Source organism: Acinetobacter legionensis (assembly GCF_057165765.1).
The window spans coordinates 3408703-3432590 of sequence record NZ_CM169896.1 but is presented as its reverse complement, the minus strand read 5'-3'; the positions used below and the strand labels follow the sequence as shown (position 1 = coordinate 3432590).

19 protein-coding genes are annotated in these 23888 nt (G+C 37.0%); 9 read left to right on the top strand and 10 right to left on the bottom strand.

The genetic code is table 11. The features are described from left to right. Positions 1-21: 21 nt before the first annotated feature. On the bottom strand, positions 22-1140 hold the full coding sequence (locus tag AC2G3J_RS15590) for a PilT/PilU family type 4a pilus ATPase (RefSeq protein ID WP_336952895.1): 1119 nt from the start codon (positions 1138-1140) through the stop codon (positions 22-24). A gap of 25 nt (positions 1141-1165) precedes the next feature. Then, entirely contained in the window at positions 1166-2203 is a 1038-nt protein-coding gene (locus tag AC2G3J_RS15585) for a type IV pilus twitching motility protein PilT (RefSeq protein ID WP_336952893.1), read from the bottom strand. A 399-nt stretch (positions 2204-2602) separates the two neighbouring features. On the opposite strand from AC2G3J_RS15585, the gene AC2G3J_RS15580 reads away from it, so the two are divergent. The 6 genes from AC2G3J_RS15580 to AC2G3J_RS15555 all read left to right on the top strand — a co-directional run bounded on the left by AC2G3J_RS15580 (position 2603) and on the right by AC2G3J_RS15555 (position 8020). Next, positions 2603-3295: a YggS family pyridoxal phosphate-dependent enzyme gene (locus AC2G3J_RS15580; protein ID WP_483770249.1), complete on the top strand. Its 693-nt coding sequence runs from the start codon at positions 2603-2605 to the stop codon at positions 3293-3295. A 402-nt stretch (positions 3296-3697) separates the two neighbouring features. Beyond that, positions 3698-4531: an undecaprenyl-diphosphate phosphatase gene (locus AC2G3J_RS15575; RefSeq protein WP_483770248.1), complete on the top strand. Its 834-nt coding sequence runs from the start codon at positions 3698-3700 to the stop codon at positions 4529-4531. Positions 4532-4718: 187 nt separating this feature from the next. Further along, positions 4719-5522, top strand: coding sequence for a thioesterase family protein (locus tag AC2G3J_RS15570; protein WP_336952888.1), 804 nt, complete (start codon positions 4719-4721; stop codon positions 5520-5522). Positions 5523-5812: 290 nt separating this feature from the next. Beyond that, positions 5813-6604 carry a hypothetical protein gene (locus tag AC2G3J_RS15565; RefSeq protein ID WP_419327571.1) on the top strand — a complete coding sequence of 264 codons (792 nt, stop codon included), beginning with the start codon at positions 5813-5815 and terminating at the stop codon, positions 6602-6604. Positions 6605-6767: 163 nt separating this feature from the next. Then, positions 6768-7523, top strand: a complete 756-nt coding sequence (locus tag AC2G3J_RS15560; protein WP_336952886.1) for a hypothetical protein — start codon at positions 6768-6770, stop codon at positions 7521-7523. A 71-nt stretch (positions 7524-7594) separates the two neighbouring features. Further along, positions 7595-8020 (top strand): hypothetical protein, encoded by a 426-nt coding sequence (locus tag AC2G3J_RS15555; RefSeq protein ID WP_336952885.1) that lies wholly within the window; start codon positions 7595-7597, stop codon positions 8018-8020. Between the two features lie 46 nt (positions 8021-8066). On the opposite strand, the gene AC2G3J_RS15550 is transcribed toward AC2G3J_RS15555, so the two are convergent. From AC2G3J_RS15550 to AC2G3J_RS15540, 3 genes are all read right to left on the bottom strand, one after another. After that, positions 8067-11663 (bottom strand): SbcC/MukB-like Walker B domain-containing protein, encoded by a 3597-nt coding sequence (locus AC2G3J_RS15550; protein ID WP_483770247.1) that lies wholly within the window; start codon positions 11661-11663, stop codon positions 8067-8069. A gap of 9 nt (positions 11664-11672) precedes the next feature. Further along, positions 11673-12926, bottom strand: a complete 1254-nt coding sequence (locus AC2G3J_RS15545) for an exonuclease SbcCD subunit D (RefSeq protein ID WP_483770246.1) — start codon at positions 12924-12926, stop codon at positions 11673-11675. Between the two features lie 206 nt (positions 12927-13132). Next, a complete protein-coding gene (locus tag AC2G3J_RS15540; protein WP_483770245.1) occupies positions 13133-13510 on the bottom strand; it encodes a VOC family protein in 378 nt (125 codons plus the stop codon). 106 nt (positions 13511-13616) lie between these two features. Between AC2G3J_RS15540 and AC2G3J_RS15535 the strand changes: the two genes are divergently transcribed. Then, on the top strand, positions 13617-14246 hold the full coding sequence (locus AC2G3J_RS15535; protein WP_483770244.1) for a hypothetical protein: 630 nt from the start codon (positions 13617-13619) through the stop codon (positions 14244-14246). Positions 14247-14397: 151 nt separating this feature from the next. On the opposite strand, the gene ntrR is transcribed toward AC2G3J_RS15535, so the two are convergent. The 4 genes from ntrR to AC2G3J_RS15515 form a co-directional block, all read right to left on the bottom strand. Then, positions 14398-15138 (bottom strand): ADPR responsive transcriptional repressor NtrR, encoded by a 741-nt coding sequence (gene ntrR / locus AC2G3J_RS15530; RefSeq protein WP_483770243.1) that lies wholly within the window; start codon positions 15136-15138, stop codon positions 14398-14400. Between the two features lie 165 nt (positions 15139-15303). Beyond that, on the bottom strand, positions 15304-16800 hold the full coding sequence (locus tag AC2G3J_RS15525) for a nicotinate phosphoribosyltransferase (RefSeq protein WP_336952878.1): 1497 nt from the start codon (positions 16798-16800) through the stop codon (positions 15304-15306). Between the two features lie 18 nt (positions 16801-16818). Further along, a complete protein-coding gene (locus tag AC2G3J_RS15520) occupies positions 16819-17712 on the bottom strand; it encodes a phosphoribosyltransferase family protein (protein ID WP_483770242.1) in 894 nt (297 codons plus the stop codon). 583 nt (positions 17713-18295) lie between these two features. Then, complete coding sequence (locus AC2G3J_RS15515) at positions 18296-19000, bottom strand: nitroreductase (protein ID WP_336952876.1); 705 nt, start codon at positions 18998-19000, stop codon at positions 18296-18298. Between the two features lie 418 nt (positions 19001-19418). Here AC2G3J_RS15515 and AC2G3J_RS15510 point away from each other — a divergent pair, with 418 nt between their 5' ends. Both AC2G3J_RS15510 and gltS read left to right on the top strand, forming a co-directional pair. Then, positions 19419-20663 (top strand): DcaP family trimeric outer membrane transporter, encoded by a 1245-nt coding sequence (locus AC2G3J_RS15510; protein WP_336952875.1) that lies wholly within the window; start codon positions 19419-19421, stop codon positions 20661-20663. A gap of 549 nt (positions 20664-21212) precedes the next feature. After that, positions 21213-22448, top strand: coding sequence for a sodium/glutamate symporter (gltS, locus tag AC2G3J_RS15505; protein ID WP_336952874.1), 1236 nt, complete (start codon positions 21213-21215; stop codon positions 22446-22448). A 41-nt stretch (positions 22449-22489) separates the two neighbouring features. On the opposite strand, the gene chrA is transcribed toward gltS, so the two are convergent. Beyond that, positions 22490-23698 carry a chromate efflux transporter gene (chrA, locus tag AC2G3J_RS15500; protein WP_483770241.1) on the bottom strand — a complete coding sequence of 403 codons (1209 nt, stop codon included), beginning with the start codon at positions 23696-23698 and terminating at the stop codon, positions 22490-22492. Positions 23699-23888: the final 190 nt, after the last annotated feature.

The following is a 23888-nucleotide window of genomic DNA, read 5'->3' as shown; positions in this document are numbered from 1 at the left end:
CGCTCTTTTTTTGATTTGGGACTATTGTCCATCAAAGGTGAGTTTACTATTTGCATTAAGTAGTTGTGCACCACCTTCTTCATCCAATTTAATTTGTAGACGTAAATCATTTGGAGAGTCAGCATGTTTAAGTGCATCTTTATAGGTAATTTGTCCTGCTTTATAAAGGTCAAATAAAGCTTGGTCAAAAGTTTGCATACCCAATTCACGAGAGCGTTTCATCAAATCCTTAATCTCATGCACATCACCTTTACGGATTAAGTCTGAAACCAATGGTGAGTTGATTAGAATTTCAATTGCAGCACGACGTGAATTACCATCAGGTGTTGGGATTAATTGCTGTGCTACCATCGCTTTTAAATTGAGCGATAGATCCATAAACAACTGGCTATGACGATCAGACTCAAAGAAGTGAATAATCCGATCAATTGCTTGGTTTGCGTTGTTGGCATGCAGTGTGGCAAATACTAAGTGTCCCGTTTCAGCAAAGGCTATGGCATAGTCCATGGTTTCACGAGAACGAATTTCACCAATCAAGATCACATCTGGCGCTTGACGCAAAGTATTTTTTAGCGCAATTTCAAAAGAATCTGTATCGATTCCCACTTCACGTTGCGTAATAATGCATCCTGCATGTTCATGCACAAATTCAATCGGGTCTTCAATGGTGATGATATGACCTTTAGAGTTTTGATTACGATAACCAATGATAGACGCAAGCGAAGTTGATTTACCTGTCCCTGTTGCTCCGACAAAGATGATAATTCCACGTTTGGTCATTGCCAGATCTTTGAGGATAGGTGGTAATTTAAGCTCATCCATAGTTGGAATTTGAGTTTCAATACGACGCAAAACCATACCTGGCATATCACGCTGCTGAAAGGCACTCACACGGAAACGAGCAGTTTTATCGCGATTGGTAATGGCAAAGTTACATTCACGCGTCTCAGCAAATTCTTTACGCTGCTTTTCACTCATAATTGAGTTAAGCAGTTGCATAATAATTTCGCCGTTTAACTTGGTTTTTACTACAGGAACAATTTGACCATTAATTTTCATTGATGGTTCAACATCGGCAGTAATAAATAAGTCTGATGCTTTTTGCTCAATCATCATATTGAGCAAGTCATTAAAATCCATCTTTTTTAAACCTCAATAATCCATTTTATAAAAATGATTCTGGTTGTTTTGCTACATTTCTTGCAACTTGAGGACTAATAATACCTTTGGCAACCAGTGTTTTTAAACTTTGATCTAAGGTGGTCATACCATAGTTTGCACCCGTTTGAATTGCTGAATACATCTGTGCAACTTTGTTTTCACGGATTAAGTTACGAATTGCAGGAATACCAATCATAATTTCATGTGCGGCAACCCGTCCTCCACCATTCTTTTTAAGCAGTGTTTGCGAAATGACGGCTTGTAATGATTCTGACAACATGGCGCGTACCATATCTTTTTCTTCAGCAGGGAATACGTCAATGACACGGTCAATGGTTTTTGCCGCAGATGTGGTATGTAGCGTGCCGAAAACCAAGTGACCTGTTTCTGCAGCAGTTAATGCAAGGCGAATGGTTTCAAGGTCTCGCATCTCACCGACCAAGATAATGTCAGGGTCTTCACGTAACGCAGAACGCAGTGCTTCATTAAAGCCATGTGTATCACGATGCACTTCACGCTGGTTGATGAGGCACTTCTTAGATTGGTGTACAAATTCGATTGGGTCTTCGACTGTTAAAATATGGTCATAGCGACTGTCATTGATAAAGTCAATCATAGAGGCCAATGTGGTTGACTTCCCCGAACCTGTTGGGCCTGTTACAAGAATCAAACCACGTGGTAATTCACAAAGATCTTTGAAGATTTGTCCTAAACCTAAATCTTCCATGGTCAGAACTTTGGACGGAATGGTACGGAATACAGCACCAGCACCGCGATTTTGATTGAATGCGTTTACACGAAAACGGGCAATACTTGGAACTTCAAATGAGAAGTCTGTTTCTAATTGTTCTTCAAAATCACGACGTTGTTTATCATTCATGATGTCATAAACCAGTCTGTGAACTTCTTTATGTTCCAATGCTGGTAAATTGATACGACGGACTTCCCCATCGACACGAATCATCGGTGGCATACCGGCTGAAAGGTGTAAGTCAGATGCACCATTTTTGACGGAAAACGCCAATAATTCTGTAATATCCATAATGTCCCCGAATAAAAATCTATTTGCCTAGGGTGTAGATTATTCATCATGCTTGTGCTTAAGCGTGTTTTCTGGGTTACTAGGCGCGAAGTACGAAATTTAGTTATTCTAAATGATGAGATACATCGTTTCGCAAGCTAACACGTAGCAGTCAAAAACATCAAAGTCCCACAGAGTTGTAGTTAAAATTATTTCAAACTGTGTTGTGAAATTTGAAAATAGGCTTACTATTCTCTTCATTTCATTCCTTGTTTGCTCAATTTTAGCCTACAACGCAAGCTATTTATAAACGATCTACACACCCTCATTATTTTGTAGAATAATAAGGCCTTTCACTCAGCATAACCAACAATTTGATTGCTTGGAAGCTGAAATTTTTATGAAATGAGAACCTTGTCAATGAATGATCTAAATCAAGCTCGAAATCATATACTCACGCAAATTCAGCAGGCCTGTTTGACAGCAAATCGAGATGTGAGTCAGGTAAAGATGTTGGCAGTTTCCAAGACACATCCAAGTATGCTCTTAAAAGAAATGTATGCTACAGGGCAGCGGGCTTTTGGCGAGAATTATTTACAAGAAGCGCTCGAAAAAATTGAAGATTTAAAAGATTTAGAGATCGAATGGCATTTTATTGGTCATGTGCAGCGCAATAAAACCAAGCATCTTGCTGAAAAGTTTGCGTGGGTGCATGGTGTTGATCGTTTTATCATTGCAGAGCGTCTCTCAAATCAACGAGAAGTTACTCAAAAGCCATTAAATATTTGCTTGCAAGTGAATATTGATGCACAAGACAGTAAAGATGGTTGTCAGCCTGATGAAGTTGCAGATCTGGTAAAACAAATTAGTCAATTAAAGAATTTAAAGTTGCGTGGTTTAATGGTGATTCCTGCACCTGATCATCCGCAAGCATTTAGTGATACAAAGCAATTATTTGATCAGGTTAAAGTTCATCATGCGCATGCTGAAGATTGGGATACGTTAAGCATGGGGATGTCTGGAGATATGGTGGAAGCCATTGCCGCAGGGTCAACCATGGTACGTATCGGGACAGCTTTGTTTGGTGCACGAGATTATTCAAATAAACATTAATCATGGTATGACGTATTTTGAAAGATTATTGCGCTTACCCTAATTTATAGCATTTCATAAAAGCTAATTTATAGGATTATAGGGTTGGTGTAGCCGCACCTTACCTTGAAAATTTAAATAAATTTATGTAGGCGATGCCTCTCTTTTCAGGGATGGATGCCAAATCTTGCGCTGCAAACAAAGCCCTGCTTTGTTTTTGCTCATGTTGGGTAGGGTACGCTCCACTCAACAGCTGCATCCATGTCGCCACACGATAGATCGCCCATGTATGACTCAACAAGACAAAAAAGCAGCTAAATTTGTATGAAGCTTACTATAATGAGTGGTTTAAGTTTATTTTAATTTTGATTTAATGCTGTAAACGTATAAGGCATCGATAATTCTAATCCGTAGAGATTGTTGATGACTATTTTTCATGTACTTATTCTTGCCATCATACAAGGGTTTGCAGAACTGCTGCCTGTATCCAGTTCAGCGCACGTGATTGTGGCTGAAAAATTGATGGGTTTTGACCCATCAGCGCCCGATATGACGTTTTTATTGGTGATGCTACATACAGGAACCATGTTTGCGGTCATTGTGTATTTTTGGAAGTCTTGGCGCACAACCTATTTTTCGTCATGGGATCGTTTTAAAAAACAAGCATGGTTTGTGATTGTTGCAACATGCATCACGGGCGTACTTGGATTAGCGTTGCAATCGATGATCAAACATGTATTTTTTGCTGGGGCAAACCACTTTGAAATTGAGCAATTGTTTAGCAACTCAAAATTAATGGCTGCTGCTTTAGCTTCTGCTGGTGTATTGATTATTTTATCTTCTCGATTAGATCGTGGACAGGTTGGTGATGTGACGATGAAAAGTGCGGCATGGATTGGCGCTGTTCAGGCTTTATGTTTGCCGTTTCGTGGTTTTTCACGTTCAGGTGCAACAATTTCAACAGGATTATTTTTAGGTGTCGCTCGCCAAAAAGCGGAAGAGTTTAGTTTTGCCTTGGCAGTGGTGTTAACCCCAGCGGTGATTGTAAAAGAACTTTATCGATTGCTACATGCCGAAAATTTTCAAAATACCTATTTAGCTCAACTGTTTTTACCCAGTATGTTTGGAATGCTGTTTAGCTTTATTGCAGGTCTTGTTGCTTTAAAATGGCTATCGAGTTGGCTTGAACATGGTCGTTGGCATTTCTTTGGTATTTATTGTCTGATTTTCTCTGGTGTCGTTTTACTCATTGGTTAAATCTAGGCTTTCAAACACTGACTTTTCAATATGTCACTTTAAATCTAAGCGTTCAATCCCGTGTAAAATATTGAACGCTATGGGTCATTTTTCCTATTAATATTAGACTTCTTTGCTTAAGTCGAGTACAAAAATAATGCGGGATTATATGTATAGCGAATGATTTTTAAGAGTGATAGGGAAGTTTATGTCTGCATATTATCAATTGATTCAGCGTCATATCGATAAACAGGGTGTAGTGACTGCACATTATCAATCGACAGATCATGCTCAAGGGGCTTGGAATGCACATGAGCAACATATGGCACCAGCGACAGGGGTTATTTGTGCTGAATTAGAGCAGTTTTCACCTCGAAATGATGTTCGAATTGGTCGTATAAGTTTAGATATTCTTGGATTAATTGCAGGTGGCGAATTTTATATTCGGACAAAAGTAATTCGAGCTGGCAAGACCATTGAACTGATTGAATCCGAAATGGTCACACAAGGTAAAATAAGTATTGTGGCGAGAAGTTGGCGCATGATGATCAGCAATAGTCAAAGTGTTGCAGGCTTAGAGGATCAATCTATTGGCACACCGGAACAGTTACCGATTTGGCATGAAATACGTCAATGGCCTGGTGGATATATTCATTCGATTGAAGCAAGGACTGAGCAACGTCGACAGGGAGCTGGTATTGTATGGCTTAGCAATACTTTGGATATGGTTGAAGGTCGACCGACATCGGCATTTGTGAAGTTAATGGGAATGATCGATACTGCAAATGGTGTCGTGGCGAGACAAACAGCACCTTTTAATTGGGGCTTTCCAAATCTAGATTTACAAATTCATTTATATCGTTTGCCCCAAGGTCAATGGCTAGGCTTAGAAACCGTACAACAGTATGGTGAAGATGGTATTGGTTTAACCAGTTCCATCTTACATGATATTTATGGGCCATTTGGACGTAGTGAACAGATTCTCACTTTAAGACCCATACACGTTGAGTAATTGCATGGATGAAATCAAAAACTATATTTCTACATACCGTTTTTGATTTCTGTTGGTATTTATTGAATAGTAATTAGATTTTTTACATTGGCTTAGATAAATCGCTATAAAAAACAATTCTATGTGTAGGTAAAATGAAGCTGATGAGTATCCGTTTAGGCATTTGGAATTTACTTTAAGGCAAATTATTCAGTTAAATTTTTTAAAATATACTCAACAATATTAGATGTAATATGATTGTCGATTTGACTATACTGATTTGAATAAAATTTAAAAACTGGAAATAGAATATGTATAAATCCAAACTATTATTATGGTTATGTCTTTGTGCTTTAATCAGCGCTTGTAGTACTGCAAAATATTCTTCAACGCAGGATGCTACTTCACAAGAAATCGAATCTGCACCATCACCTACCTCAGCAACAGCTAAAGCTGCACCAGCGCCTATCTCCAATCAAAATCGAGTAAAGTCAGAAGAGCGTTTGGGAACGAAATGGGGAGATGATGTGAGTTCATATGTGACTCAGGTTGATTTAAAACGTTTGAGTAGTAATCCTATTGATGAAACTCAAATTCGTTATGCCAGTAAGCAATTTTCAGGACGCAGTATTAATAGCATTTCTTTAGCTGCTGGAAAAATTAGCTTTTCTGTTGTGGATGATCGTGGGCGAATTTTACCATTGTATCGCGATGGAGAGCGTTATTATCTCTCTGCGCGTGATGGACAAAGCTATCAATTGCGTTATGCCAATACCAGTAGCCAAACCTTTGAAGTTGTTGCAAGTGTCGATGGTTTAGATGTTCTTAATGGAAGTAAAGCTTCACGTTCAAATAGTGGTTATGTGTTAAGACCATATAGCTCATTCGCGATTGAAGGTTTTAGGAAGAGTAATTCATCTGTAGCTTCATTTATTTTTAGTAAGCCAAATGATGCTTATGCTGCCAACACTACCAGTGGTTCTATTCAAAATACTGGTGTGATTGGTACAGTGGTGTATGAGTTAAAAGCACCAAAATACGATCTACCCAAAAAATCTAAGGATAATTACGCACCTGCGCCTAATGCCTTTCCTGCGGATTAATTAAAAATATTAAGACGAAAGGGGGGATGTTATTATCCCTCTTTTTAGATGTTATAATGTTACATAATTGCAATGATTTAAAAATAGCACAGTCAAAATAGCTACGATATTATGACTTTGATAATAATCTACGTAACTTATAAACTTTAAAATAGGTTTTATAATGAAAAATATAAATATATTTCTCTGCCTTTTTTTGTGTATTTTTCTAGCTGCATGTTCGAAAAAAACAGATGAAAGCGTATCTCAATCCCAAACTGAAGCGACCAGTGCAGATGCTGCCGCTGAAGCAGCCAACAATCAAGTTGCTGCTGATGAAAAGTTAGGCACAAAGTGGGGTGATGAAATTGATTCCCATGTGACCGAAGTGCAATTAAAGCGCAAATCTGATTCACCTCTTGCTGAAACTATCGTGCAATATGCAGATAAAAGCTACAAAGGTAAAACGGTCAATTCAATTTCTATTGCCGCAGGAAAAGTGAGTTTTTCTGTTGTAGATGATCGTGGAAACCGAATTCCAATGTATCGTGTTGGACAAAGCTACTATTTGTCAGGGCGTGAAGGGCAAAGCTATCAACTTCATTATGAAAATAACACAGCTAAAACGTTTGAAGTGGTTGCCAGTGTTGATGGTGTAGATGTCATTGATGGCAGTGAGGCTTCCAGAAGCAATTCTGGTTATGTATTACATGCACATGATTCATTGAAAATTGAAGGTTTCCGTAAGAGTGAATCTGCTGTTGCTTCCTTTACATTTAGTAAGCCTAAAGATGCGTATGCTGCGAACTCAGAGAATGGTTCAATTCAGAACGCTGGTGTAATTGGTACGGTTTTATATGAGTTGGAAGCACCAGAAGACGAGTCTAAACCCGTGAATAAATATGCACCTCCACCAAATGCATTTCCCGCAGATCGTTAATTTATTCGTTTGTAATAATAATAGGCATTCTTAAAATAAAGAATGCCTATTATTAAACTTAATGAAATTAAATGAAAACTATAAAGAGTTTTAATCCAATGAAATTACTAAAAATATACACTGTAATCTTAATGGGCATGGTGTCTACGCAAGTATTTGCAAATCCTATTGAAGATCAATATAAAGTCCTTATTAAACCTCAGCCCAGTTATGCCAAATTTCAAGAAAACTTTGATACGATCCTTGGTAAAATTGAAGAAATAACGGAACGTGTAACTCAAATACAGGACAAATCTGAGCTTTATCCTATGTGTGTTGCAATACAAAGCTCAATCACTGCTATGAAAAATAATCAAAAATATAAGGCTCAATATGATCGTGACTATAAGCAGTTCGATACGACATTTGATGAAACTTTAGCAGAAGCCACACAAGGCTTGAGTGATAAAAAAGAAATTTGTGATCAAGCTAAACAAGCGTATTTAGAACATAAATAAATACGATGAGTTTATGTTTTAGAGGAGGGTGGCCTCCTCATTTATTCTAACTCACCACTTCAAGCGTACTTGCACCCGCCCCTAAAGGGCGTACCTGAATTTGCACAGGAATACGTTCATGCATTTCCTGTATATGTGAAATCAATACAACTTTACGCCCTTGATTTTGCAGTTGATCTAATGCATTCATAACCATATGTAATGAAGATGCATCCAATGTACCAAAACCTTCATCGATAAAGAGAGATTCAATTTTCATTGAACCTGATGCCATATTGGCAATTGCCAAAGATAAGGCAAGGGCAGTCAAGAATGACTCACCTCCTGAAAGTGAGGCAACCGAACGGGTTTCACCATCCATATCATGGTCAATGATGGCAAGGCTGAGTGAATTATCTAATCGTTTTAAGGTATAACGTTGAGACAACATTGCCAATTGTTGGTTGGCATGTTCGAGTAAAATATCCAGATTATACTGTTGTGCATAATCACGGAATTTCTTACCCGTCGCATCTCCCATTAAGCCTGAAATTTTGCCCCAGCGATGTTCTTCCTGTTGTACTTGTTGAATCTGATCAGCAAATTGCTTTTGCTTAGCAACATTTTGTTGATGCAATTCAAGTTTGAGTTTTAACTGATCGCGGATTTCAAATTGGGTTTTTAGCGTATTCGCATTATTCAAAATCAATTGTTGTAACTGTTCAAAATCAATTTCGGGTTGATGAAGCGTATGTTCAGTTAATTGCTCTTGTATGGTGTTAAGTGCTGAGTTGGCCTCATTTAACATTCGTTCAACATGTTGCAGTTGTTGGCGAATCTGTTGTTCTTGTACCGCCGTGATTTGAGCCAAAAGCTCTAAATCATCAGGCTGAAAAGCTGGATGCTGAGTAAGCCATTGCTGAATATCCTGATTCACTAGATTGAGGTTATTCTGATTGTGTTGTTGCTGAGCGTTGAGTTGTTCGAGCTGACTTTTTTCTTGCTCAAATTGATTGCGTAATTGATTAAAACTTTGCTTTTGTTGTTGGTAAAGCGTCTGAATTTTTTGGTATTCATGGTCATACTGCGTTAACCATTCATTCGGCTTAACTTCGGTTAATCCCGTCATATTTTGAATGAGTTGATTTGCCAATTCTGTGTTTTGTTGCCCTTTCAGTTTTATCTCGTTCAAGCTGTGAGCAGTTTCAGAAATGTGTTTGGCTGTATTCGCTATATTGAGTTGAGTTGTATTGAGTTGCTGTAGATATTGATCATGCTGTTTCGACAATAACTCAAGCTGTTCAAGCTGTTGTGTACGCGTATTTAATTGGCTCAAGATATATTGTGCTGTGGTGATACTGTACTGTTGCCATGCATTTTTTTCACGATCAGCTAAGCAACTGACAATATGTTGTACCTGATTGTGTAGGTTATTGGCATTTTGCAATAAATGTTCAGTGTGTTGAATGCTTTGACTTAATTGTTGCTGAATTTTGATGCTTTGAATCCATTGCTTAGATTGTGCTTCCAATTGTTGAATATCAAACTGATATTGCTGGGTAAGTTGCTCCAATTGTTGCTTAATTTCAGATTGTGTATAAGTTACGTTCAGAGGGATTTGGGCTGATTGACCTTGTTCAATACATAGCTGTTGTATGACGGTTATTTTTTCAGTCACATTTTGAAGAGTGGTCTTAAGCTGTTGCTGTTCGACACTCAATTTGGTCAAGTTTTGTTGAGCCGCTTGCCAAAGGTTAAAGGTTTGTTGTTCTTTGAGCGTGGCTTGTTGTTCCTGTTGCTGTTGTAGCTCAAACAGTACTTTAGATATAGCAGAATCATCAAGGTGATAGGGATGGGTTGTGCTTCCACAAACAACACAAGGTTGACCATCTATTAATTCAGCTCTTAAATGTTCCACATTTTCAGCATGTAATAAGCGTTGTTGTTGTAAAACCTCTTGCAGTTTTAAACGGGCTTGTTTCGCCGTTTGGAAATCTTGTTCAGCCTGTATTGTGGTTTTTTCTAGTTGTTGAAATTGTTCCGAGCAACGTTTCAATCGGTCATTAAGCTGCTGAGATTCAATCTTTAATTCAAAAAACTGGGCTAATTTTTGCTGTAAGGTAGCCAATTGGTTGAGTTGGCTCAGTTTAAATTCACGTTGTTGGCGCGTTTGTTCAAGCTGAGTTTCAAGTTGCTCCGCAGTTCCAAATTGATGAATTGAGTCTTGTAATTGTGTTTTTTGCTCAATTAATTTCGTTTCAGCCTGAGACAGGTTCCCTAATTGATTTTCAATAGATTGATAGTGCTGAATAAATTGGGTTAACTGTTGCACATGTGCAGTTAAACCTTTATCCAAACTTGAGAACTGCTGAGAGTCTGCAAGTTGCTGATTTAAAAGATTTCGTTTTTCTGTAATCTGCTGAATATGATGTTCAAGTTGTTGTTGTTGATTGAGTAGTGGGGTTTTAGACGATTCTAAATCATTTAATCTGGTCTGAATTTTCTTAAATTCGACCCCAATAAAATCCCGCTCCTGAATACATTTCCGTACTTCACTCAAAGATCCACGATGGGTATTTTCGAAATTTTGCTGAACAGTTAAAGCCGTTTCAGTTTGGAGAAAACGGGTCTTTTCAGTGTCAAATTGAACTTGTAATGCATCAAAAAGCTGTTGTTGTTTTTGAGTTTGTGGTGCGAGTTGCTGTTCGGTTTTTATCAGTTGTTGCTTTTGAAAAATACTAGAACGAATCTCTGAGAATATTTCTAAACGATTTAAACGTTCACGCTCAGGGATTAAGCCTTGTTGCGCTTGTAACTGTGTATTAAGCAACTGTTGCTTAACGACAATTTCATTATTCAGTTTTTGTTTACGCTCAAACCATTGCTGTTGTTTTTCAAGTTGCGATTTTTCATCTTCAAGTTTTTTATAGTCTTGATTGATGTGTTGGAATTGCATCTGTAATTCAGCGGCATCTTCCTCAGCGAGGAGTTCAATATGACCGAGAAGGTTTTCCAAATCCTTACGTTTTGATGCCACCAATTTGGTTTTTTCGTAGGCCAATTGACCGACTTTTCCAAAAATGGATGAATTGGTTAAATACTCAAGTAATTCACCACGTTCATTGTCACGTGCTTTTAAGAAGGCTGTAACTTCGGACTGTGCCAAAAGAACTGCACGAGTAAATTGCTCAAAACTCAGTTGGGTAATTTTATAGATCGCTGATTCAACGGCTTTGGCTTTATCTGCGACTACCGTTCCATCAGTTAAGCATTTTAAATAGCGTTGGACACTTTGTAGTTTTCCATCTACTTTTTCACGGGAACGTTTAAGTTCCCAGCGTGCCAAATAATGCTTTTGATCTTGTGCCACAAAACATAATTCAGCAAAGCCGTGTGAGGTACCACGGCGGAGTACCGTCAGTGGTGAGTTGGTTAAAAGTTCAGAGCCATCAACATCCTGTAATTTACCATCACTGTCTTTTAAACGTGGGATTTTATTAAATAGAGCAAGGCACATGGCATCCAAAATGGTTGATTTTCCTGCTCCTGTTTTTCCAACAATCGCAACTAAACCTGCTGAAGCTAAAGGTTCAGATTCAAAATCTATAAAATGTTCACCCGAAAGAGACGCGAGATTTTTGAGTCGTATAGATAAAATTTTCACGGCAAACTCCTATGCGTCATGTTCATTTTCAAGCGTTTTTTCGGCTTCTTGTAATAAGCTTAAAAAGTCTTTCAAGACAGCATCATCATTGGTATAGCCATTTTTTTCCCAAAGTTGTTGAAAGAGTTTTTCTGGTGTCGGTGGTTCTAAATTGATTGAAGTAATTTCATCACTATTTTTTTCTGATGCGAAGTATTGTCTTGAGATGCGAACTAAGCGGTAACGGTTTTTGGGTAAAGCATCTTCAAATTGTTGGCGCAAATTGGGCGGAGGTGGAACATCGGTATGGTATTCAATATCGACATATTCACGCTGATCAATATTTTCAATTTCATCGCTTGCTAATGCCTTTAATTTGGCTAAAACTTCGTTCAATTCCCCTTTAATTTTATGTAGTTGTACACTACGGGGAATAAATACACTTTCAAATGAAACCCGTGACTCATCTATTTTAAGCGGGTCAATATTCACGTCGACAATTTGGTGTTTATAGTTGATTTCACTAAAGGATAAGGGAATAGGTGAACCACTATAACGGATATGTTCCTGACCAACTTTTTGCGGTTTATGTAAATGCCCGAGTGCAACATAATCAATGCTATCTTCAAACAATGTGGTAGAAAGTGCTTCCTCATTGCCAATGATAATAGGCCGTTCAGAATCAGAGGTTTCTCCACCTTGCATATGGGCATGTGACATTAGAATGAGTGCTTGATTATCTGTTTTTCTTTTTCGTGCTTCAGAAATCACCTGTTGATGTAAATAGGCAATGGCATTTTGACTGTTATTGGTTTTTTCGTTAAAACCTGTAATTTCGGCTGGGCGCAGAAACGGTAAGCTTAGGCACCAAGCAATAATATTTTTTTGTTCATCATAAATTGGAATCAGTAAACGATCCAAATCAATTTGACCAAGCTCGTTTTTATGAATCACACCGACGGTTTTGGCGTGATATTTTTCAAGCAGGGGCTCAACTTGTTCAATGCGATAACCTGAATCATGATTACCTGCAATCATTAAGGTTTGCATATGTGGAGCAAGCTGATGTGCATTGGCTAGGAATTGATAGAGTTGTTTCTGCGCAGCAGATGCAGGATTGATGACATCGAATATATCGCCTGCAATTAATAGGGCATGGGGTTGCTTTTCTTTGATTTGAGCTAATAACCACGCTAAAAATTGCTCATGTTCATACTGGCGAGAATGGTTATAGAAGAATTGTCCCAGATGCCAGTCTGAAGTATGAAGAAAGCGTACAGTCATTAGTTGGATAAGCCTTACAGAATTTAAAATTAAGGTAGCACAAATTGAATGCTTAAATCAGCTGTAAGGCCTTAATCACTTAATATGATCTGTATTTTTTATAAAAATTCTTAAAAAATACTCGCTATCTTTTTCTCAACTGTTTCATGCAGCCGAATATAGACAGGTTTTTTCGAACATTTATTTAGATTTTTAATTATTGAATGTTATTTTGCATTGGGATCAACTTGGACTAATCCAAAGGTATTATGATCTGCATCTAAAAAATATCCTTGCCAACATTTATTGGGAATAGCAAATTTCTCCATTGCTACTTGTCCACCCAAAGCTAAAATCTTTTCAGCAGTTGTATCAAAATCTTCAACTTCAAAAGAACAGGTAAAGGCATTGGTTCCACAATGGGTGGGTGGTGTTTGAGCTGGACGCTCCAATAAGCCACCATGTATGTTGGCTGTTTCAATTTGAAAATATTGAATGGGTAGACCTTCAACTTTGCGAAATTTCCAACCGAAAACTTCATGATAAAATTTAACTTCACGCTCAGGATTTGAAGACTGAATTTCAAAGTAGCTTAGTGCGTTCATTGTTATTGTCCAATTTTAAATGTTTTGATTAAGATAATAGAATTTGCAAAGTTGTGATGTATAAATATTGAAAATGAAAGAATGAGGCAATTAAAAGTGGTGTGTTATGGATAAAGAAAAATTGCATGAATTACGCACAAAAATTACCATTTCAATCGCAGATGCTTGCGCTTTATTAAAACAATATGATGAGATAGAACATTGCATACAAGTTTATCATCAGCAGAATATTGAAAAAATTTGTGCAGCAACAGATTGTAAAGTGGAGCTTGCACGAGAATATTATGATGATCCTAGATATCATCCCAATCTTGAAAAAATCATTCAAAAAATTAATGAATTTAATCAACGTACAATCAAATTGAGTATAGATGAAAATCCAAAATATGTTGATAAAGTGGGTTTCTTTATTTGGGTAGAAGATGAAAACTTAGAGAGGATACAAAATAAAGGCAATAGAACTTATTTTATTCCGCAAGATGATTTTGCTTATGTCATTAAAATATTTAGATCTTTATTTCCGTTGTTTAGCCCACTGAGAAATGAATACGAGTGTAGTTTTGATCCTTGTTCAGATAACTATTTTGATAAAAATGCCCTACAAGACATTATTTTAAAAATTAAAGATCTGCATTTTAACGATAGCAAAGTGATGAATTTTTTAGAAAAACTGGTCTGTTGTTTAGAGAAAAAAATACAAATAGGGACTTATGTCGTTATTTTTGGAAATCAATAAATGAAATTGAAACGGCAATTAGAAGTCGATCTGAAGTAATTTAGTGATGTCGATAAGTGAAGACAAAGCTTTTAAGCTTATTGCGTAAATCCCTTTGATTAATCTTTCTAAAGTTTTCATTGTTTGCTGTTATCCAAGCAATACAAAGCGCTTAAGTGGTTTCCCTTGGATACTCTAAAATTCGAGGAAAATGGAAATCATAACTTTGTAGTGCAAACTTATACAATTGAGCAGGGCGTTTGCCCGCAATCTTAGATTGATCTGTTTCCTCAACTGCGCCAGCTTCAATCATACGCCGTCTAAATGACTTCTTTTCTAAACTTTGTCCCAAAATAATTTCATAAATCTGCTGTAACTCAGTCAAAGTAAACAGTTGAGGCATTAAACTGACGGGTAAGGCTGTATAACGTGCCTTACTACTTAAACGGTCAACAGCCATATCTAAAAGCTCTAAATGATCAAAAGCCAAGTCTAATTTTTTTGCCTCAGCAATTGAAACCCACTCGCTATATTCATTTTGTTCAGTGGCAATCTGTTGGAATGCTTTGAAATCAATCAGGGCAAAATATAAAGCTGTTACAGCCCACCCACGAGGATCACGTGCTGCATTGCCAACCGTCGCAACTTGTTCCAAATGTGGTGATTGAAGTCCAGTTTTTTCAACCAATTTACGATGTGCTGTTGTCATCAAATCTTGATCTTTAGACAAATCGACAAAACCACCTGGGAGTGCCCATTTATCTTTTTGTGGGAAATTGGAACGTTTAATCAATAAAACTTGTAGCTGACCTGCATTAACAGAAAAAATCGCCATATCTACTGTAAGTAATGGGGATTCATAATCCTTTTTATTATAGTTGGAGAGAAATTCCTGTTCGGAGTTAAAGGTCACTGTAAGGCTCGCTTAATTTTATTAAAGTAACGGATTGTCTTGGATTATTACAGGGTGGAAGAGATTCGCCAAGTAGAAAATATGTTGAGTAAAATGAGATTGGCAATGGTGCAGCCTAAGCACAGAAACCTTGCAATAAAAAAGCAAGGTTTCTGAAAATGATTGTTATAACTGATTTGCCAATCGCTCCCGAATTTCATTCAAACGACACGCTAGAATCAATTGCCCATTTTCAAACACTGTTTTTAACTCACCTTGTTGCTCTTGTTCCATGGTTTGCTGATCAAATAACACAAATCCGTCTTCAGTTTTTTCTACGCGAAGTAAACCTTTAGCGGATTTCTTTATACCAGAATCAGTGATTGGATCTTTAAACAATTCACGTGGAACACCGTTGACTTGTCCCCAAGTGGCTTTAACTGCAAAACCAAATGTGTCACGCGTTAAATAGTTATAAGTATAACTACCGATCCCAAAGACCAGATTATTTGAAGCATAGCCCTTAGCTTCTAGCCCTTGAAGAATATTTAAAGCACGTTCCAAAGTAATCGAGTCACCATAAATCAAACCAACACGCTCATTTAAAACTTTATAGCCTTGATCTGTTTCGGTTCCGCCAAAGATTTCCCATAAACATTGCACAGCGCCTTTATAAGCTGGACTGCCCATTTCAGCTTCAGGGTCACCGCAAATGATTTTTACAGGATCACCAGAGTCAGGACGAAAAACCAATTTAGCCAAACCTAAAGCATTTGGCTGACGAGCTAAAATTTCGTCTTTTAACGCCACAGTAAATTCTGTAATTACTCGCCAAAAATCCCAAGTATCCGATACGATACTGACCACACCTGATGGATAAAGCTCAGTGATTAAACGTCTAAAAGTTTCAATTTCATTGTCTTCACTGCCCATACACATCACACTATGTTCGGTTGCGGGAACCGAAACACCTACAATGCCTTCCGCATCGTAATATTCTTCTGCATAATCAATCGCTGAAACCGCGTCTGTACCGATAAAGCTGGTTAAATGTCCTACACCATTTTGTGTGGCATCATAAATCCCACTCATTCCGCGACTACTAAAATCATGCCCTTGTACAGCAACGAAGTCTAAAGGTACACCTGTTTTAATCGCATATGTTGTCAGTAAGCGTTTGTATTCAAATGCAATCGTTGCTGTAGTACAACTTTTCCATAATTCAGCGCTGAGTACTGTTTCTAAGTAGTTGGTTAACCAGAAGAACTCAGGCAGGGTATTTACAATAGTGAGGACAGGTACTTTTATATTGACACGACTGCCTTCTTCTAATGCTTTTATCCGAATCGGTAAATAGCCTAAGTCATATAAAGCTTCAATATGATCGACAGGAACTGCACCTTCGCCCAATGCGTTATCCATTCTACGTTTATATCTAGCAATGACTTTTGCCTTATCTTGTTGGAAAAAACCTTCATTCCAAGTTTCAATCAAAAAGTGTTTGATAAAGCCTTGTAAGCCAAAGAACACGATTTTATCGTCGAAGTCAGGCAACATTTTCGCTAAACGAGAAGAGCGTGGCGTGAAATTGGCATAAACATATTCTGTGCCAACAGGATACTGACGTCTGTGATCTGCTTTATAAAAGTCAATTGCATTCAGTGGATTGATTTTTAAGCTCATTGTTATTCTCCAAAATAATTAAAATGAATTGAAACGACTAAATGAAATGACGTTTAGATTTGGATGTTCAGTTTGAGGAAAGCTCATCGTGGTAAAAATTTGGTCAACCAAGCCTTCAAATACGTGCATACCTTTACTAAAGATCCCGTGAGTCACATATAAAATCACATGTTGGCAATTTAATTTTTTTAACTCTTGTGCAATACCAATAAAAGTTGCACCACCATCACAAATATCGTCCGTGATCACAGCTGTTTTGCCCGTTAAATCAGTTGCGTTGACTTGAGCATTCTGAATTTTTCCTGTGACGGCATCACGTTTTTTTTCACAGTAGACCATTTCGATTTCGTGATCTCGTAAGCTATTGATGACTTTGGCAATCATTTTGGTCCGTTGTTTTGCACCTGCATCTGGACAGATTAAAACGGTGTCTTGAGCAATTAAAATGTCTTGTAACTTTGAATTTTGCAGAATGATTTCACTGGGTTGAACATTCTCAATCTCAAAAAAATGGGTATTTTCATTTAAAAGTTTTTCAGTAACACAACTATGTGCATCCCAAACTTTGATTGATTTACGTTGTTGTGGAAATTGTTCAGTATTGATATTTAATAATTTTGTCATTAGTTCTAATGAGAATGCCTGTCCTATCGCACAGATTCGATCTTGGCGTGCGTATGGAAAATAGGGGATTTCCAAATCAATTTCTAAACCTTGATTGAGTAATACATTTTCAATTAACAAGTAATCCATCAAATCTTGCGTGTTACTGATTTTGGCTTGAATCTGAATTTGCCCTTTCAACGTTTTTAACGTATCTGCTGAAATTTGAACATGTCGTTCACCACCCGCAAACTGGATATTTTGAATAGGGATAATATTGTTGTTTGAATCTTTGACTTGGATAGACATGTTGCTTATACCTATAAAGTGGCTTACTGCCAATACATATATAGTGTCATAAAGCCTATTTAATTATCAATATTACTTTACAAAAGATTACAAACCTGGGTATTAGATGCTTTTTGATTGGATTTTTATTTAAGTCATTGTTTTATTTTGTAATATTTGGTGTGTGAGAGCGTGCTGATTTTTAATGCTGTCTGTTATTCGAGATTTAACAGGTTTTAATCCCTAGACATTTATTATGTAAGAAAAAGCAGGGGATCGCTAAAAGACGATAGCTATATAAAAGACAGCTACGATAAAAAGCCCTTACTATAAGAAAACATGTACTTTAAAAAGTCAGGAGGGATGATTCATTCGTTGAAATATTCATGTTCAACTGATACAGAACAATAAATCTTTTAAAAATCAAAAAATGCTCATGTGGAGTAAATCATATTGGTATTGAAAGTTCCTTCTCCACCTTTCGAGAAGGTTAGGATGAGGAACTTTTATGTTGAACTCAGTTTTTAAAAGGGCCTTTGAAAGAAGCCGAATAAAAATATTTTAAAATGATTTAAATTATTGAAGGCTGTTAAATAAAGTCGCTCTAATCCAAGAACACGCTAAAGTTTTCAACAGATTCACGCGGGGTAATAAATGTATTTACAATATGGTCTGGATCGGCATAACCCAACACAACAGCACAGACTAACTCCTCATCATCAGGTGCATTGAGTACCTCTAAGACTATACGATGAAAATGATTCCATGCAGCTTGAGGACAACTGTCTATACCACGTGCTTTTGCTGCAATCATGACATTTTGCACCATCATGGAAATGTCCATTTTAGCGCCTGTTCCCATAATTTTATTTACAGTAAAATACAACACAATAGGTGCATCAAAAAGCTGATAATTCCTTAAATGTTGCGCCGCCATTTTTTCTTTTTCGCTTTTTTGAATCGCCAAAAGTCCATACAGCCCCCAACCATTTTCACGACGACGATCAATAAACGGTGAAATCCAAGTGGTCGGGTAGTATGAAAAACTTGCTGTATGCTGTTCGGCGAGTTCTGGTCGGGTAAATAATTCGATTTGTGCAGCACATACACGGTCAATCATTTCTTGGCGCTTATTACCAGTAACTACATATACTTTCCACGGTTGGGTATTTGCTCCAGATGGTGCACGACATGCGACATTTAAAATATCTTTAATAATGGCTAAATCGATAGGTTTATCCAAAAAAGCACGCACTGAATGACGGCTTGTAATTACTTGATCTATTACTTGAACCTGTTCGAAAAACATAAAAATCCTTTATTGGTCTAGTTTTCAATCAAATAAACTATATACGATAGTCGTAGAGGGGTTATATTCATTTTTTGAAATTTTAGCTAAGCCTTAGATTATATAATGATTATAGAAATACTAATCTGAAAAAAGAATTGAAATTAAAGTCTTATTCGATAAAACTGATTTAATAAAGGGGTTGAGTTACGCTAGATTACAAAGGTGTAAGAATTATACACAAATTGTTACTTTTGGGTTTTAACTTAGTTTCAACGCTTTCATAATTTAATAGCAAGCATATATGTGCAAAGTTTTTTTTATGTGGTGTCTGAGAAACTACTGAAGAAAACAAGAAAAATTGATTTTTTAGCAAAGTATTGGGGTTAAAAGATCAAATTGTACGGATGCACATCATAAATAAGGCTAGGAGTATTTAATGAGTCTATTCACAAATCGCAAGTCATTGATCGTCAAAAGTTTAGCATTAACAGTAACAGCTTTGATGGTAAATACAGCTCAAGCTGCTACTGACAGTCAAGAGATTCAACAATTACGCAATGAAGTTCAAGAATTAAAAGCACTTCTTCAGCAACAACAACAGCAAGTGAGATTAGTTGAATCTAAAGTTCAAGCAGCACCATCTTCTTCATCAGTTGGCTTAAAGTCTAAGTCTGGTGCAGATATCAATATTTATGGTTTTGTTCGTGGTGATGCCAACTATATCATTGAAGGCGGTGATGACGACTTCAACAAAATTAGTTCAACTACTGGAGAAGCGAAAGACAAACTCCGCGCGACAGCAAAAACAACACGTATTGGTTTAGATTTTAATACGCCAGTAGGTGATGCTAAAGTTGGTGGTAAAGTTGAAGTTGACTTTGCAGGTAACGGTGTAAATGAAAACCTTCGTATTCGTCATGCTTATTTAACCTATAACAACTGGTTATTCGGTCAAACAACATCTAACTTCCTATCTAGCCATGCGCCAGAAATGATTGACTTTGCAACTAACGCAGGTGGCGGTACTACACGTATTCCACAAGTACGTTATGCATACAATCTGGCACCAACTACAAAATTATTGGTTGCTGCTGAAGAAGGTAATAGTGCTGGGGCTACCGGTACAGCAGTTAAATATAGTCTTCCTGTGTTAACAGGTAAAATTACACAATCATATGCTGATGGCAACGGTAATGCGTCTGCACGTGTTTTAGTGGAAAACTATAAAGATAACAATGCTGGCAAAGATAAGACGGGATGGGGTGTTGCACTTGGCACAGACTTTAAAGTTGCGGATCCTTTAAAACTTTTTGCTGATGCATCTTATGTGGTGGGCAATAGCAATTACCTATACGGCAGTAACAATGCTTATGCTATTGTAAATGGCGATATTGAGCAGAATGAGTTCACTGCACTTCAAGTGGGTGGTACATATAAAATCTTACCTAATTTGCGTTCGACTTTAGCATATGGCGCATTGTTTGCTGACAACGGTACAGATTTTGCGAAAGCAAACCAAAACGCGAATGAAAAAATTCAACAAGCTTGGTTAAACGTGATCTATTCTCCAGCGAAACCGATTGATTTAGGTATCGAGTATATCAACGGTAAGCGTGAAACTTTCGCGGGTCAATCTTATAAAGATAACCGTGTAGGTTTAATGGCGAAATACAATTTCTAATTCCAGCTTAGAAATTTATTAATCCCAAAAACCGAGGAATGCTCCTCGGTTTTTTATGCATGAGTATTTATAAAAGAAATAGATAAGAAAAAAATATAATTTAAAATGATAGCTAAAATTGTAAAAACGTAAGACATTTGCTTAAAAAAATGCATAATTAACCCACTTTTTTCTATGTTCATATTATCGTATAGATAAATGACCTGTTTTGGCCTGTTCTTGTAAAGCGAATGACTTATGAGAACTGTATTTCTCATTGTTTGATGAAATGATCTTTTATCAATAATAGGAGTAACATCATGACCATTTTCTTTTCTAAATTTTTGCAGCATTGCAATTCTGTTTATATCTAATCGCTAATGTATTTATCGCGATGAGCCTTTTTGATTTTCAATGTTGAAAATCTGCTTTTTATTTTAATTTTTTGTTGTATATATCAGGCAATTAGGTAATCACTAAATCTGAGTGATTTTAAGTCTGCTACTATTATGGAATAGCATTTCTATACCTATACAACAAAAAATCTAGCCAAAGAATGGACAATTACTTATGGAATTTTCTTTTAATGCCTTCTATACGTTGATTGCAGCAGTCATCGTATTGTTATTAGGTCGTTTCCTGGTCAATAAGATTGATTTTCTCCGTAAATATAATATTCCAGAACCTGTTGCTGGGGGACTTGTTGCCGCAATTTTGTCTTTACTCATCCATAATTTTTGGGGTTATAGCATTACCACGAGTAGTGAATTACAAACCAGTTTCATGTTGGTATTTTTCGCTTCGATTGGTTTAAGTGCAAATTTTGCAAAATTAAAAGAAGGCGGTTTTGGTTTAGTCATTTTTTTAATTTGTGTTGCTTCATTTATTGTCGTACAAGACTTTGTTGGGATTGGGTTGGCAACAGTCATGGGGCTAGACCCACTGATTGGTCTGATTGCAGGTTCAATTACGCTCACAGGTGGACATGGTACAGCAGGTGCTTGGGGTGAGATTTTAGAAACCCAGCATGGTATACAAGGTGCTTTAGCGTTGGGTATGGCGAGCGCAACGTTTGGTTTAATTATTGGTGGGATCATCGGTGGTCCATTAGCCAAGTTGCTGATTAACCGTTATCAGCTATCGAACCCAAAAACACAAAAAGAAGTGGATGAGACCAATCAACAAGCCGTTTCTGATCTTGGGGAATATGTTCCATTTGAGTATCCACACCAAGTCCGTTTGATTACTGCAGATAATGCGATTACAACATTGGGACTTTTTGCAGCATGTCTGGCTTTTGCTGAATTCATGACCGGTTACAGTAAAGGGCAATGGTTTGAGCTACCAACATTTGTTTGGGCATTGGCTGGGGGTGTTATTCTTCGTAATGTACTTGAAGGCATTTTAAGAGTTAAAATGTTTGATCGCGCGATCGATGTATTTGGTAATGCAGCACTCTCACTCTACCTTGCGATGGCTTTACTTTCATTAAAACTTTGGCAGTTAGCAGATTTAGCAGGGCCATTGGTGATTATTCTGAGTGCACAAACATTAACGATGGCTTTATATGCCGCCTTCGTGACATTCCGTGTAATGGGAAAAAATTACGATGCAGCTGTATTGGCAGCAGGGCATTGTGGTTTTGGTATGGGTGCTACACCAACAGCTGTTGCAAATATGCAAGCCATTACCAATATGTATGGCCCTTCACATAAAGCATTTTTGATTGTTCCACTTTGTGGTGCATTTTTTGTCGACTTAATTAATGCAACAGTGATTCAATTGATTCTAAAATTTATCGCTTAATTTATGTTTAGATTTAAAAAGCCAGTGATATCACTGGCTTTTTAAATGAAATTTAGCAAGGCATAATGAATAAATAAAAGACTAGGAATACTGATAAAAATTGAAATTTTAAGTTCTAAACTCAACAGCATTAAACAGGTGGTGACGATATCTAATGGATTTTCCATGCTTTTTTGTAGCATAGGGATAATCACAGACAGGACAAATCCAACAACTGCAGCATTGATGAGTATCACAGAATTTTGAATATAAGGATTCACAAGTTGCTTAGACCAGTAAGGCAAAGCTAAAAAAACAAAGAAAAAAGAAGGTAAAAAGATTAACAGTGTTGTTATGACAGCATTTACAATGGGAAAAGTTGTAAGGGGCAAATATGCACCAAGATAACTGGCAAAGCTAAAGAGTGGTCCTGGCATAAATTGTGCAAGTGTGTAGCCTAATTCAAAATCTTGTTTGCTGATTAGGCCTGTATCGACAAAATCTTGCTGAAGCATGGGAAGAACCACATGGCCACCACCAAAGACTAAAGCACCTGTTTTATAGAAACTAAAACTGGCTTGAAATAGTAGCTTGTTGGAAAAAAGCATTGCTACGCACAGGGCAAAAAAAATTGAAACAAAGCCAATCAACCAGATTGAGTTGTGATGATAAGAGCTCGGTAATACATTAAAATTTGCCTGCTGATTACCACTAGCAAAAACATTTGAATCCTTTTGAATATATTTAAATCGTGTCATTAAAATGGCTAAAATAGCACTACCAAGGATAATCGCAAGTTGTAGCCATGCATTTGAAAATAAGAGTAGCAACACAGTACTGACCAGCATTAAGGTAAATTGTAGTTTGGTTTTACAATAGCTTTTAAACATCTGTAAAAAAGCAAAGACTATAATTGCTAAGATGATTGAGTGAATTGTTGAAAATAAGGCTAGATTAAAAACTGGATGCTGCTGAATGAATCTTGCTAAGCCAAACATTAGCAGTGCTGATGGGAGAGTAAATCCAATCCAAGCGACAATTGCGCCTAAATATCGATGTTGTAAACAACCTATAGCCATGCCCATTTGACTACTACTTGGGCCAGGGAGCATTTGGGTGAGTGCAAGCAGTTGATCATATTGCTGCTCATTTAACCAATTTCTTTTCTCTACAAAAGCTTGTTTAAAGAACACTAAATGCGCCGCTGGACCGCCAAAACTACTACAGCCTAATTTTAAAAAAATCCAAAAAATTTCAAAAAGTGTGGGCATATTTTTAGGATTATTTTAGACATTGATTTTTAAAATCTAATCGAAAATCATGACAGAATAAATAAATACAACAGCAAATCATTGCAAATTATGCTTAGATACAGGCGAATTTAGATTGTGCCATGATCTGAGAGTATATGTCATTGTTAAAGAAAATCTTTGCTTCTTTGTTTTGTGGTTTGTTACTAAC

What these genes read in the sequence shown, in the direction of transcription:
- AC2G3J_RS15590 (WP_336952895.1), bottom strand. Translation starts at nt 1,140, where the DNA reads ATGGATTTTAATGACTTGCTCAATATGATGATTGAGCAAAAAGCATCA.
- AC2G3J_RS15585 (WP_336952893.1), bottom strand. Translation starts at nt 2,203, where the DNA reads ATGGATATTACAGAATTATTGGCGTTTTCCGTCAAAAATGGTGCATCT.
- AC2G3J_RS15580 (WP_483770249.1), top strand. Translation starts at nt 2,603, where the DNA reads ATGAATGATCTAAATCAAGCTCGAAATCATATACTCACGCAAATTCAG.
- AC2G3J_RS15575 (WP_483770248.1), top strand. Translation starts at nt 3,698, where the DNA reads ATGACTATTTTTCATGTACTTATTCTTGCCATCATACAAGGGTTTGCA.
- AC2G3J_RS15570 (WP_336952888.1), top strand. Translation starts at nt 4,719, where the DNA reads ATGTCTGCATATTATCAATTGATTCAGCGTCATATCGATAAACAGGGT.
- AC2G3J_RS15565 (WP_419327571.1), top strand. Translation starts at nt 5,813, where the DNA reads ATGTATAAATCCAAACTATTATTATGGTTATGTCTTTGTGCTTTAATC.
- AC2G3J_RS15560 (WP_336952886.1), top strand. Translation starts at nt 6,768, where the DNA reads ATGAAAAATATAAATATATTTCTCTGCCTTTTTTTGTGTATTTTTCTA.
- AC2G3J_RS15555 (WP_336952885.1), top strand. Translation starts at nt 7,595, where the DNA reads ATGAAAACTATAAAGAGTTTTAATCCAATGAAATTACTAAAAATATAC.
- AC2G3J_RS15545 (WP_483770246.1), bottom strand. Translation starts at nt 12,926, where the DNA reads ATGACTGTACGCTTTCTTCATACTTCAGACTGGCATCTGGGACAATTC.
- AC2G3J_RS15540 (WP_483770245.1), bottom strand. Translation starts at nt 13,510, where the DNA reads ATGAACGCACTAAGCTACTTTGAAATTCAGTCTTCAAATCCTGAGCGT.
- AC2G3J_RS15535 (WP_483770244.1), top strand. Translation starts at nt 13,617, where the DNA reads ATGGATAAAGAAAAATTGCATGAATTACGCACAAAAATTACCATTTCA.
- AC2G3J_RS15525 (WP_336952878.1), bottom strand. Translation starts at nt 16,800, where the DNA reads ATGAGCTTAAAAATCAATCCACTGAATGCAATTGACTTTTATAAAGCA.
- AC2G3J_RS15520 (WP_483770242.1), bottom strand. Translation starts at nt 17,712, where the DNA reads ATGTCTATCCAAGTCAAAGATTCAAACAACAATATTATCCCTATTCAA.
- AC2G3J_RS15515 (WP_336952876.1), bottom strand. Translation starts at nt 19,000, where the DNA reads ATGTTTTTCGAACAGGTTCAAGTAATAGATCAAGTAATTACAAGCCGT.
- AC2G3J_RS15510 (WP_336952875.1), top strand. Translation starts at nt 19,419, where the DNA reads ATGAGTCTATTCACAAATCGCAAGTCATTGATCGTCAAAAGTTTAGCA.
- gltS (WP_336952874.1), top strand. Translation starts at nt 21,213, where the DNA reads ATGGAATTTTCTTTTAATGCCTTCTATACGTTGATTGCAGCAGTCATC.
- chrA (WP_483770241.1), bottom strand. Translation starts at nt 23,698, where the DNA reads ATGCCCACACTTTTTGAAATTTTTTGGATTTTTTTAAAATTAGGCTGT.